Origin of the sequence: Modestobacter italicus (genome assembly GCF_000306785.1) — a bacterium.
In the GTDB taxonomy this organism is placed as follows: domain Bacteria; phylum Actinomycetota; class Actinomycetes; order Mycobacteriales; family Geodermatophilaceae; genus Modestobacter; species Modestobacter italicus.
Genome location: NC_017955.1, coordinates 5,492,761 through 5,504,828, shown reverse-complemented (window position 1 = coordinate 5,504,828; position 12,068 = coordinate 5,492,761). Strand labels below are relative to the sequence as shown.

General features: G+C 73.9%; 10 protein-coding genes. 6 read left to right on the top strand and 4 right to left on the bottom strand.

Going from position 1 to position 12,068, the window contains the following annotated elements; genetic code table 11:
* Positions 1–2: 2 nt before the first annotated feature.
* Complete coding sequence (locus MODMU_RS26195) at positions 3–2,255, bottom strand: GAF domain-containing SpoIIE family protein phosphatase (protein ID WP_166503612.1); 2,253 nt, start codon at positions 2,253–2,255, stop codon at positions 3–5.
* A 206-nt stretch (positions 2,256–2,461) separates the two neighbouring features.
* Between MODMU_RS26195 and MODMU_RS26190 the strand changes: the two genes are divergently transcribed.
* Positions 2,462–3,235, top strand: a complete 774-nt coding sequence (locus MODMU_RS26190) for a hypothetical protein (protein WP_014743453.1) — start codon at positions 2,462–2,464, stop codon at positions 3,233–3,235.
* 1 nt (position 3,236) lies between these two features.
* Here the strand turns inward: MODMU_RS26190 and MODMU_RS26185 are convergent, their stop codons facing one another.
* The 3 genes from MODMU_RS26185 to MODMU_RS26175 are packed head-to-tail and all read right to left on the bottom strand — an operon-like array spanning position 3,237 to position 5,029.
* Positions 3,237–3,656, bottom strand: a complete 420-nt coding sequence (locus MODMU_RS26185; RefSeq protein ID WP_014743452.1) for a hypothetical protein — start codon at positions 3,654–3,656, stop codon at positions 3,237–3,239.
* Positions 3,649–4,014 carry a hypothetical protein gene (locus MODMU_RS26180; RefSeq protein WP_014743451.1) on the bottom strand — a complete coding sequence of 122 codons (366 nt, stop codon included), beginning with the start codon at positions 4,012–4,014 and terminating at the stop codon, positions 3,649–3,651. Before MODMU_RS26180 ends, MODMU_RS26185 begins: the two co-directional genes overlap by 8 nt.
* 22 nt (positions 4,015–4,036) lie before the next feature.
* Positions 4,037–5,029: an aldo/keto reductase gene (locus MODMU_RS26175; protein ID WP_014743450.1), complete on the bottom strand. Its 993-nt coding sequence runs from the start codon at positions 5,027–5,029 to the stop codon at positions 4,037–4,039.
* Between the two features lie 132 nt (positions 5,030–5,161).
* On the opposite strand from MODMU_RS26175, the gene MODMU_RS26170 reads away from it, so the two are divergent.
* From MODMU_RS26170 to MODMU_RS26150, 5 genes are all read left to right on the top strand, one after another.
* Positions 5,162–6,553, top strand: a complete 1,392-nt coding sequence (locus tag MODMU_RS26170) for an alpha,alpha-trehalose-phosphate synthase (UDP-forming) (RefSeq protein WP_041795639.1) — start codon at positions 5,162–5,164, stop codon at positions 6,551–6,553.
* A gap of 2 nt (positions 6,554–6,555) precedes the next feature.
* Positions 6,556–7,314, top strand: a complete 759-nt coding sequence (otsB, locus tag MODMU_RS26165) for a trehalose-phosphatase (protein WP_014743448.1) — start codon at positions 6,556–6,558, stop codon at positions 7,312–7,314.
* Positions 7,315–7,608: 294 nt separating this feature from the next.
* Positions 7,609–9,921 (top strand): chemotaxis protein CheA, encoded by a 2,313-nt coding sequence (locus MODMU_RS26160; protein ID WP_014743447.1) that lies wholly within the window; start codon positions 7,609–7,611, stop codon positions 9,919–9,921.
* A gap of 1 nt (position 9,922) precedes the next feature.
* On the top strand, positions 9,923–10,387 hold the full coding sequence (locus MODMU_RS26155; RefSeq protein ID WP_014743446.1) for a chemotaxis protein CheW: 465 nt from the start codon (positions 9,923–9,925) through the stop codon (positions 10,385–10,387).
* 20 nt (positions 10,388–10,407) lie between these two features.
* Entirely contained in the window at positions 10,408–12,015 is a 1,608-nt protein-coding gene (locus MODMU_RS26150; protein ID WP_014743445.1) for a methyl-accepting chemotaxis protein, read from the top strand.
* Positions 12,016–12,068: the final 53 nt, after the last annotated feature.

Sequence of the window (12,068 nt, the reverse complement as noted above, 5' to 3'; positions counted from 1 at the left end):
CCTCAGTCGAAGCGCAGGGCCAGCACCGCGACGTCGTCCCGGCGGTCGGGGTGCGGGCCGACCGCGTGCCGGCACAGGTCGGCCGGGGTGGCGTCGACCGGGGCACCGGCCAGCCGGGCCGCCAGCGAGGCGATGCCCTGGTCGAGGTCCTCGCCGGGGCGCTCGATCAGCCCGTCGGTGTAGGCGACGAGGGTCGCCCCGACCGGCACCTCGAGCAGCAGCGACGCCCGGCGGTGCGTGGCGTCGACCCCGATGAGCAGCCCGGTGACCCCGTCGACCACCTGCACCGACCCGTCGGCCGCGCGCAGGATCACCGGCGGGTGGCCGGCGTTGGCCAGCTCCACCCGCCACGGCTCGCCGTCGGCGGTGGGCCGCTCGGCGCGGGCGTAGACCATCGTGGCCATCGGCGCGACGTGCAGGCCCTGGACCAGCCGGTCGACCCGGCCGAGGACCTCCCCCGGGTCGGTGTCGGGCGCGTCCCAGGCGCAGGCCCGCAGCAGGCCGCGCAGGTGCCCCATCGCCGCGGCCGCGGTGACGTCGTGCCCGACGACGTCACCGACCGCGATGCCCACGGCCCCGTCGGGCAGGTGCAGCAGGTCGTAGAAGTCGCCGCCGACCTCGGCCGCGGTGGAGGCGCTCAGGTAGGCCGCTGCCGCGGTGACGCCGGGGATGGTCGGCAGGTCCGGGAGCAGCGAGCGCTGCAGCGTCTCGGCGACGGTGTGCTCCTGCTGGTAGAGCCGCACGTTGTCCATCGCCATCGCGGCCCGCCGGGACAGGTCGCGGGCCAGGTCGACGTCCTCGCTGCTGAAGGCGCGGTCGTCGGTGGTCGCCACCAGCACCAGCGCGCCGAGCATCCGGCGCCGGGCCACCAGCGGCACGCTCATCACCGACGTCCCGCCGAGCGAGCGGAACAGCGCCGCCGTCTCCGGCAGCGGGAAGACCCGGTCGACCCACTCCGGGGTGACGTGCTCGACCAGCACCGACTCGCTGGTGGTCAGCGACCGGCGGGTGGGCGAGGTCTCCGGCAGGTTGCCCAGGTGCAGGACGGCGAGCTCGGCCAGTGCGGCCTCGTGGCCGTCGCGGTGCCGGTGGGCGGTCTCCCGGACCGTGCCCTGCTCGTCGACCAGGGTGAGGAAGACCCAGTCGGCCAGCAGCGGCACGCAGAGCGAGGCCAGCCGGTCGACCAGGTCCGCCATGTCCAGCGTCGCGCTCAGCGTGCTGGTCGCCTCGGCCATCAGCGCGAGCCGGCTCTGCGCGCGCTCGGCCTCCACCCGGGCGGCGTCGGCGGCGGCGTGCGCCTGCTCGGCGTCCTGGCGGGCGGCCCGCTCGGCGGCGAAGGCGGCCCGGCGGTCGTCCTCCACCCGGACCCGCTCGGTGACGTCGGTCTGCACGCCCACGAAGCTGACCAGCTCGCCGCCGCCGTCGAAGACCGGCGTGATGGAGAGCTGGTTCCAGAAGGCGGTGCCGTCCTTGCGGTAGTTCAGCAGCGTGGTGGTGATCGGCTGCTGCTCCCGGAGTGCCCGGCGCAGGTCGTCGACGGCCGCGTCCTCGGTCGCCGGCCCCTGCAGGAAGCGGCAGTTGCGCCCGACGCTCTCCTCGTAGGAGTACCCGCTGATCCGGGTGAACGACGGGTTGACCCAGACCAGCGGGTCGTCCTCCTGGCGGGGGTCGGTGATGGTGAACGCGATGTCGGTGGCGACGACCGCCCGCTCGCGCAGCGCCTGCAGCACGGCCTCCGGGTCGTCCCGGCCCGCGGGCCCGTCGACCTGGAGGAAGACGACCAGGGACAGCCGCTGCTCGCTGTCGGTCTGGGACAGCGGGAAGCCGGTGACCCACAGCACCTGGTCCGAGCCCGGGTCGGCCGCGGCGGCGCGCAGCTCGTCGGAGCTGCGGCGCGGGGAGAGCCGGACCGCCTCGCCGACGACCGGGCGCCCGGCGGCCACCAGGGACAGCGGGCTCGACGTGCTGGCCAGCGGGGCGGAGTTCAGGTCGGTGAGCCCGGCCGACGCCCCCCAGGTGTCCACCGCCACCGGGAGCCCGACGTTGCCGGCCAGCTCGATCGCGGCCTTGTTGGCGTAGACGACGTCCCCGGCGGCCTGGTCGATGACCAGCACCGCGACCGGGACGTCGGACAGCACGCCGGGCAGCGCGGCCTGCGCCGCCTTCGTCGTGTCGCTGCCGGACACGGCGACCTCGGCGGCGCCGACGATGTTCGCCTGCCGCTGGACCGGCGAGGAGGTGTGGTCGACGGTCACGAGACCTTCGGCGAGCGCGGAGGTGGCCTCAGGCGGTACGGCGCCGGTGGGCGCACCTGGGTGTCGCTGCAACGGCACCCCATGATCTTACCGGCGCTCATCGATTGCGCACCATCGACCGGGGAGACGGGGCTGGGCCGGGCCGGGAGTCGCCGGCGGCGTGGTGGGGTAGGGACCGGACCGCAGACCACGAGAGAGGACGCGTCATGGGACTCCTGAGCCGGCTCTTCGGCCGTGACCGCGGGCAGGCGTCGCCCTACGGCCCGGGGTACACCGACCCCTACGCCGAGCAGGGGTACGGCTACGCCCCCCAGCCGCCCCGGCGCGCCCCGCAGGGGCAGAGCGAGGACGAGCGGGCGATCGAGCGGTACCGCTACCTGCTGCGCACCGCTCCCCCGGACCAGGTGGAGGCCGCGCACGCGGAGGCCTTCGGCAAGCTCACCCCCGAGCAGCGCCGCCAGGTGCTCGAGCAGCTGTCCGCGGCGGTGCCCGCCGGTGAGCGGCCGCGCGGCGACGACCCGCGGAGCCTGGCCCGGGCCGCCACCCGGGCGGAGTTCCGCCAGCCCGGCTTCCTCGAGCGCACCTTCAGCGGCGGCGGCGGTGGCTACGGGCCCGGGGGCTACGGCCGCGGCGGCTACGGCGGCGGCTACGGCGGTGGCATGGGCGGCGGCATGGGGATGGGCAGCATGATCGGCGGCAGCCTGCTCGGCACCGTCGCCGGCGTGGTCGTCGGCTCCGCGGTGGCCGATGCGCTGTTCGACACCGGCCTCGGCGACGGCGGCCTGTTCGGCGGTGGCGACGAGGAGGCCTACGCCGAGGGCTACCAGGACGGCGAGCAGGCCGACGACGGCGGCGGTGGCGGTGACGGGGGCGGCGACTACGACGCCAGCGGCGGCGACTACGACGCGGGCGGCTTCGACGGTGGTGGCTTCGACGGCGGCGGGTTCGACGGCGGCGGGGACTTCGGCGGGGAGTTCTGACTCAGCCCCGCTCGGCGGCCTCCTCGGCCTGGTGCCGCAGCCAGAGCAGGCCGAGGACCGGCAGCACCAGCGGGATGAACCCGTAGCCGCGGCCGTAGCCGGACCACACGGTGTCGTCGGGGAAGGCCGCCGGGTCCAGCAGCGACAGGGTGCCCACGGCCAGCACCCCGATCAGCTCCACCGAGCAGGCGACGACGGCCGTCCGCCGGCCGCCTCGGCCGCCCCGCGCCAGCCCGACCGTGGCGGCCACGTAGACGACCGCGGCCAGCGCGGACAGCAGGTAGGCCAGCGGCGCCTCGTCGAACTGGACGGCCAGCTGCACCGCGGCCCGGGCGCCGGCGGCGAGTGCGAACACCGCGTAGAGGGCGACCAGCACCCGCCCCGGCCCCTGCGCGGTGCCCGGTGCCGCCGGCTCAGCCACGGGTGACCTCCCACAGGTCGAGGAGCCGCCACACCATCACGGCGACGGCGAGCGCGGCCACCCCGAGCACCGTCCCCGCCCAGCGGGTCGGCTCGGTGCGCGCCCACAGCAGGCCCGCGACCGGCAGCAGCACCACGCTGACCAGGTAGGCCAGGAAGGTGGCCAGCTCGGCGGGGCGCTGCCCGCCGACCAGGGCCGCGGTGGCCACGACCGCCTGCACGAGGAGCAGCAGCTCCAACAGCGCGGTCGTGGCCAGGTGCGCCGTGCCGATCCGCCGGCGCAGCGCGGTGCTCAGCCCGCCCAGCGCGGCGAGGGCGACGGCGACGACGCTGATCGCGACGACCAGCGGGGTGCTCACCCTGGCGAGGGTAGTGAGCCGGTCAGCGGTGCACGGTGGACATGTCCGGGTAGCGGTCGCCGACGGCGGCACCGGCGGGCGCCGCCTCGTCCAGCGCGCGCAGGTCGTCGTCGGTCAGCTCGACGTCGGCGGCACCGGCGTTCTCCTCCAGGTAGCCGACCCGCTTGGTCCCCGGGATCGGCACGACCGCGGGGTTGCCCGCCCGGCCGGACCGGGCCATCACCCAGGCCAGCGCCAGCTGCGTGGCGGTGACGCCCTTGCCCTCGGCGAGCTCGCGCACCCGGTCGACCAGCTCGAGGTTCTTGCCGAACGCCTCGCCCTGGAAGCGCGGGTTGTGCCGGCGGAAGTCGTCGGCGGCGAGGTCGTCGACGCTGCGGATCTGGCCGGACAGGAAGCCGCGGCCGATCGGGGAGTAGGCGACGAAGCCGATGCCCAGCTCGGCGCAGGTGGCCAGCACCCCGTCGTCCTCGGGGTCCCGGGTCCACAGCGAGTACTCCGTCTGCACCGCGGTGACCGGCTGGACGGCGTCCGCCCGGCGGATGGTGTCGGGAGCGGCCTCCGAGATCCCGGCGTACCGGATCTTGCCGGCCTCCACCAGCTCCCGCAGGGCGCCCCAGGTGTCCTCGATCGGGACCGAGGTGTCCACCCGGTGCTGGTAGTAGAGGTCGATGACGTCGACGCCCAGCCGCTGCAGCGAGGCGTCGCAGGCGCGGTGCACGTACTCGGGGGTGCCGTTGATGCGCAGGAAGGAACCGTCCTCGCCGCGCTCGTTGCCGAACTTGGTGGCCAGGGTGACCTCGTCGCGGCGGCCGGCGATCGCCTGCCCGACCAGCCGCTCGTTGGTGAACGGGCCGTACATGTCGGCGGTGTCGAGGAACGTGACGCCCAGGTCGAGGGCGCGGCGGATGGTCCGCTCGGCCTCGGCCTGGTCGCCGGTGCCGTAGAACTCGCTCATCCCCATGCAGCCCAGGCCCTGGGCGGAGACGGTCAGGTCGCGGAGCTGTCGGATCTGCATGCCCCTCCCCTGCCCGTTCCTCTCCCGGGGCAACCAGCGGGGAGGCTCCGGCCGCGCGGGTGACCGGCGTCGTCCCCTAGGGTCGGGGCAGGAACGGGCAGCTCGAGGGCACGGAGAGACCGGAGGTCGCAGGTGGGGGCGGACAGCCCGGTGGTCGTGGTCGCCAACCGTCTCCCGGTGGACCAGGTGACCGAGCCCGACGGCACGACCCGGTACCAGCGCAGCCCCGGTGGCCTGGTCACCGCGCTCGAGCCCTTCGTGGCCGGCCGTGGCGGGGCCTGGGTCGGCTGGTCCGGCGCCGCGGGCGACGCCCCCGAGCCCTTCGAGTCCGGCGGGATGCACCTGGTGCCGGTGCCGCTGTCGGAGGAGGAGGTCGACCGCTACTACGAGGGCTTCTCCAACGCCTCGCTGTGGCCGCTCTACCACGACGTGGTGGAGAAGCCGGAGTACCACCGCACCTGGTGGGACACCTACGTGCAGGTCAACAAGCGGTTCGCCGACCGGGCGGCCGAGGTGGCCGCCGAGGGCGCGATCGTCTGGGTGCACGACTACCAGCTGCAGCTGGTGCCGGCGATGCTCCGGCAGCGCCGGCCCGACCTGACCATCGGCTTCTTCCTGCACATCCCGTTCCCGCCCTACGAGCTGTTCACCCAGCTCCCCTGGCGCTCGGCGATCATCGAGGGGCTGCTCGGCGCTGACCTCATCGGCTTCCAGCAGCCCGCCGGCGCGACCAACTTCGTCAACCTGGCGCGGCGGCTGCACGACCTCCCGACCAAGGGCAGCACGGTCAGCTACGACGGCCGCACGGTCACCGCCAAGGCCTTCCCGATCTCCATCGACGTCACCGCCTTCGACGAGCTCGCCAGCTCCCCCGAGGTGCTGGCCCGGGCCGCGGAGATCCGCGAGGAGCTGGGGCAGCCGGAGAAGATCGTGCTCGGCGTCGACCGGCTGGACTACACCAAGGGCATCGCCGTCCGGCTGGAGGCCTTCCAGGAGCTCCTGGAGGACGGCGTGATCGAGGCCCCCGCGACGACCTTCGTGCAGGTGGCCACGCCCAGCCGGGAGCGGGTGGAGCACTACGTCACGATGCGCGAGACGATCGAGCAGCAGGTGGGCCACATCAACGGCCTGTACGGCTCGATCGCCGGCTCAGCGGTGCGCTACTTCAACCAGTCGATGCCCCGCGAGGAGCTCGCCGCCATGTACCGGGCGGCCGACGTCATGCTGGTCACCCCCTACCGCGACGGCATGAACCTGGTCGCCAAGGAGTACGTCGCCGCCCGCGGCGACCTCGGCGGGGTGCTGGTGCTCAGCGAGTTCGCCGGGGCCGCGGCCGAGCTGAAGCAGGCGCTGCTGGTCAACCCGCACGACATCGACGGGGTGAAGAAGCAGCTGGTCCGCGCGCTGCGGATGGACCCGGCCGAGGGCGCCAAGCGGATGCGGGCGATGCGCCGGCACGTGGCCAAGCACGACCTCGACCACTGGGCCAGCTCGTTCTTCGAGTCCCTGCAGGCGCAGGTCTGACCGTGCCGGACGCAGCGCTAGACGCCGGGCTGGGTGCGGCGCTGGACGAGCTGGCCCGGCGGCGCCCGCTGCTGCTGGCCAGCGACTACGACGGCGTGCTGGCCCGGCTCCGCGACGACCCGGCGGCGGCGGTGCTGGAGCCCGGGATCGGCGCGCTGCTCGGCCGGCTGGCCGCGGTCGAGGGCGTCACCGTCGCGCTCGTCAGCGGCCGCGGGGTCGAGGACCTCCGGCGGACCAGCGGGCTGACCGGGCCCTTCCGCTGGGTCGGCAGCCACGGCGCCGAGTTCGACGGGCCGCTGTCGGGCGAGCTGGCCGGCCGCCGGGACGCGCTGGCCGCCGCGCTCGCCCCGCTGGTCGACGCCGTCCCGGGCGCCCGGCTCGAGGTCAAGCCGGCCAGCGCCGCGGTGCACGTGCGCACCGTCGCCGACCGCGCCGCCGCGCAGCGGCTGCTCGCCGACGCCGCCGCCGGCCCCGGCGCCGCCGCGGGGCTGACCGCGAAGCCCGGCAAGGACGTGCTCGAGCTCGCCGTCACCGACGCCGACAAGGGCTCGGCGCTGCTCCGGCTGCGCGACGAGCTGGGTGCGGCCGGGGTGCTCTACCTCGGCGACGACGTGACCGACGAGGACGCGTTCCGCGCACTCGGCGCCGGGGGCGAGAGCATCAAGGTCGGCTCGGGCGACACCGCCGCCGGGCACCGGGTCGAGGACCTGGCCGGGGTGCGCGCGGTGCTCGAGCGGCTCGTCGGCACGCTCTCCGCCTGACCTCCCGCGCATTCCGTAGCTGACGGAACGCCACGGCGCCAGGCGTCCCAGCCGGCGCAGCCGCCCCATCCGCGGTCACGGTCCCCTCCGGCGCTGCCGATGGGGTCGAGAACACCGCTGGGTGCGCGAAGAAGTCGACTTGACCATTCATGACCATTCTTCGCGCCTCATCGATGTATTCGACAAATGTCGGCGCGCGTCGTTCTCCCGGCTGGAATGGTGGGAGAGCGTGCCGAAGAACCAGTTGCTGAGCGGGGTGAGCCCGACAGCGCGCACCAAGGGGATGAGGCAGGCGTGGAAGGTCTGGACGACATCGTCGAGGAGTTCCTCGTGGAGAGCCACGAGAACCTCGACCAGCTGGACCAGGACCTGGTGGCCCTGGAGCAGGACCCCCGTTCCCGGGACCGGCTCTCGAGCATCTTCCGGACGATCCACACCATCAAGGGCACCAGCGGGTTCCTCGCCTTCAACCGGCTCGAGGAGGTCGCCCACGTCGGCGAGAACCTGCTCTCCCGGCTGCGGGACGGCGCGCTCGAGCTGAACCCGCGGCGCACCGACGCCCTGCTGCAGATGGTCGACACCATCCGCGCGCTGCTGGCCGCGATCGAGGCCTCGGGCGGTGAGGGGACCGTGGAGGTCGCCGGCACCGTCCTGCTGATCAGCGCCGCCCTGGAGGACGTGCCCGCCGAGGAGCCCGCCGAGGAGCCCGTCGAGGAGCCCGTGGCGGCGCCCGTCGAGGCACCCGTCGAGGCAGTGGTGGAAGCGGTCGTCGTCCCCTCCCCCGCACCGGTCCCCGCGATCGAGCAGCTCCCCGCACCCGTCGTCGAGGTCCCGGTCGCACCGGTGGCCGCCGCGCCCGAGCCGGTCGCCGAGCACGGTGAGCCGGGTGCCGGTGGTCAGCCGGGCCGCCGCGCCGTCGCCGACAGCACCATCCGGGTCGACGTCGACCTGCTCGACGCGCTCATGCTGCTCGTCGGCGAGCTGGTGCTGACCCGCAACCAGATCGTGCAGTACGTGGGCCGGCAGACCGACCAGGACCTGGTCCGCGCCTCGCAGCGGCTGAACCTGATCGCCAGCGAGCTGCAGGAGGGCGTCATGAAGACGCGCATGCAGCCCATCGACCACATCTGGTCCAAGCTCCCCCGCGTCGTCCGCGACCTCGGGCTGCAGTGCGGCAAGAACGTGCGGCTGGAGATGGTCGGCCGGGAGACCGAGCTGGACAAGACGCTGCTCGAGGCCGTCAAGGACCCGCTGACCCACCTGGTCCGCAACTCCGTGGACCACGGCGTCGAGCCCTCCGCCGCCCGGGTCGCCGCCGGCAAGCCCGCCGAGGGCGTGCTGACCCTGCGCGCCCGGCACGAGAGCGGGCAGGTCGTGGTGGAGGTGGCCGACGACGGCGGCGGCATCGACCCGGCCCGGGTCGGCGCCAAGGCCGTCGAGCGCGGGCTGGTCACCGCCGAGGCGCTGGCCCGGATGACCCCGGCCGACGTGCTGCAGCTGATCTTCCTGCCCGGCTTCTCGACCGCCGCCGCGGTCACCAACGTCTCCGGCCGCGGGGTCGGCATGGACGTGGTGAAGACCAACATCGAGTCGATCGGCGGCACCATCGAGGTCGAGTCGGTGCCCGGTCAGGGCACCTGCACCCGGCTGCGCATCCCGCTGACCCTGGCGATCGTCCCGGCGCTCACCATCGAGTGCGCCGGCGACCGGTACGCGATCCCGCAGATCAGCCTGCAGGAGCTCGTCGCCCTGGACGCCGAGAAGGCCGCGGCCGCGGTCGAGGACGTCGGCGGCGCCTCGGTGTACCGCCTGCGCGGCGAGCTGCTGCCGCTGGTGCACCTGGCCGACGTGCTGGGGCTGGCCTCCGACCGGCACGACGGGCACGTGGTCATCGCCGTGCTCAGCTCCGAGGGGCGCCGGTTCGGCCTCGTCGTCGACCGGGTCATCAACACCGAGGAGATCGTGGTCAAGGCCGTCGGCGGTCAGCTGAAGTCGATCGGCCTGTACTCCGGGGCGACCGTCCTCGGCGACGGCGCGGTCGCGCTCATCCTCGACGTCCAGGCGCTGGCCCGGCGTGCGCTGCGGGCGGAGAGCGCCGAACGCCAGGAGCACCGGCTCGCCGCCGCCGCGGCGACCGCCACCACCTCGGAGCGGCAGCGGATGCTGCTGGCCGCCATCGGGGGCGGGCGCCGGGTCGCCATCCCGCTGGACACGGTCACCCGGCTGGAGCAGGTGCGCAGCGAGACCGTCGAGCGGGTCGGCTCCCGCGAGGTCGTGCAGTACCGCGGCGCGATCCTGCCGATCGTCCGGCTGGACCGGCACCTGGGCGCCTTCGGCGACTCCGAGCGCGAGGTCCTGGAGGTCATCGTCTACGCCGACCACGGCCGCAGCGTCGCGATCGTCGTGGAGGAGATCCTCGACATCGTCGACGGCGAGGCCGCGGTGCAGAGCGACATCGACGACCTGGGCCTGCTCGGCTCGGCGGTCATCGGCGACCGGGTCACCGAGCTGCTCGACGTCCGCGCCGCGATCCTCGCCGCCGACCCGATGTTCTACGCGGCCCCGCCCGCCCTGGGCCTGGACACCGCCCACCTGATGGAGGTCTGACATGAGCACCGACACCGTGGCCCGCCCCACCACCCGTGCCATGCCGGCCACCAGCCAGCTCGCCACCTTCTGGCTCGACGGCGACCTGTTCGGCGTCGAGGTGGAGCACGTGCAGGAGGTGCTCCGCAGCCAGAGCATCACCCGGGTGCCGCTGGCCCCGCCCGCCGTGGCCGGCCTGATCAACCTGCGCGGCCAGGTGGTCACCGCCATCGAGCTGCGCGAGCGGCTGGGCCGCCCGGCCCGCCCGGCCGGCGAGGAGCCGGTCGTCATCGTCGTCCGCCTGCACGGTGAGGCGGTCAGCCTGCTCGTCGACAGCATCGCCGACGTCGTCGACGTCGACCTGCGCGACTTCGAGGCGCCCCCGGACACCATGGACGGCACCGCCCGCGAGCTGATCCGCGGCGCCTACAAGCTCTCCGGTCAGCTCCTGCTCGCGCTCGACGTCAACCGCGCCGTCGGCTCCTGAAGAAAATAGGTCCCCCGCACATGAGCAACGCAGCCCTCCCCACCCGGCGGTCGGGGTGGTTCGCCGACCGGTCGATCGGCGTCAAGATCGGCGCGGTCCTCACCCTGCTCGCCGTCGTCGTCCTCGGGACCAACGTCCTGTCGATCGCCCGCATGCACGACATGCGGGCGGTGCAGGAGGAGATCTACACCGAGAACCTGAAGCCGCTGAACTCGCTGGCGGCGGTGCAGCGGGCGGTCGCCGCCTACCGGTCGCGGGTCCTGCAGTACCCGGTCTACACCGTCGCGGACCGGCCGGAGATCACCAGCCAGGCGCAGGAGAAGCTGGCCGACCTGCAGACGGCGTCGGACGACTACTCCCCCTTCATCGTCGACCAGCAGGCCTGGGACACCTTCGAGTCCACGTTCCAGCAGCTGGTGCAGCTCAACCAGACGCAGATGGTGCCCGCCGCCGACGCCGGCGACCTGGCCACCTTCGGCTTCCTCTACAAGAACACCGCCGCCGAGATCATCAGCACCTTCTCCCAGGCGCTCGAGGACGAGGGCATCGCCCAGGCCGACGTCGCCGCGCAGCGCAACGACGACGCGGAAGCCGCGGTCAGCTCGGCCGTCCGGATCGTGGTGATCACCGCCGTGGTGGGGCTGCTCGTCGCCGCCGGCCTCGCGCTGCTGGTCATCCGCCGGATCCTGAGCACGGTGCGCTCGGTGCAGACCTCGGTCGAGGCCATGGCGGCCGGCGACCTGACCGTGCTCCCGACCGTCCGCGACCGCGACGAGATCGGCCGGATGGCCGCCTCGCTCGCCTCGGCCCAGGAGAACCTGCGCTCGGTGATGTCCGCGGTCGTCGCGTCCTCGGATGCCGTGGCCGCCGCGTCGGAGGAGCTGTCGGCGTCCTCGGCGCAGATCTCGGCCTCGGCGGAGGAGACCTCGGCGCAGTCCGGGGTGGTCTCGGCCGCGGCGGAGGAGGTGTCCCGCAACGTGGCCACGGTCGCCGCGGGTGCCGAGGAGATGGGGGCCTCGATCCGCGAGATCAGCCAGAACGCCAACGAGGCGGCCCGGGTCGCCGCCCAGGCGGTCGCCGAGGCGGAGACCACCAACGCCACCGTGGTCAAGCTCGGTGACTCCTCCCGCGAGATCGGCAACGTGGTCAAGGTGATCACCTCGATCGCGGAGCAGACCAACCTGCTGGCGCTGAACGCGACGATCGAGGCGGCGCGGGCCGGCGAGGCGGGCAAGGGCTTCGCTGTGGTCGCGAACGAGGTCAAGGAGCTGGCGCAGGAGACGGCGCGGGCGACGGAGGACATCGCGCGGCGGGTGGAGGCGATCCAGGGTGACACCTCGGGTGCGGTGTCGGCGATCGGGCGGATCTCGGAGATCATCGGGTCGATCAACGACTACCAGCTGACCATCGCCAGTGCGGTGGAGGAGCAGACGGCGACGACGAACGAGATGTCGCGGTCGGTGCAGGAGGCTGCGGGCGGGTCGACGGAGATCGCCACGAACATCACCGGGGTGTCGACGGCGGCGTCCTCGACCACGCAGGCGCTGGGGCAGACCCGGCAGGCCGTGGACGAGCTCTCCCGGATGGCCTCCGACCTGCGCACCACGGTGGCCCGCTTCACCTACTGAGAGGACCCCTGACGGGGTCCGCACTGACCACCGCGGCCGCTGCTCTGCCCCCT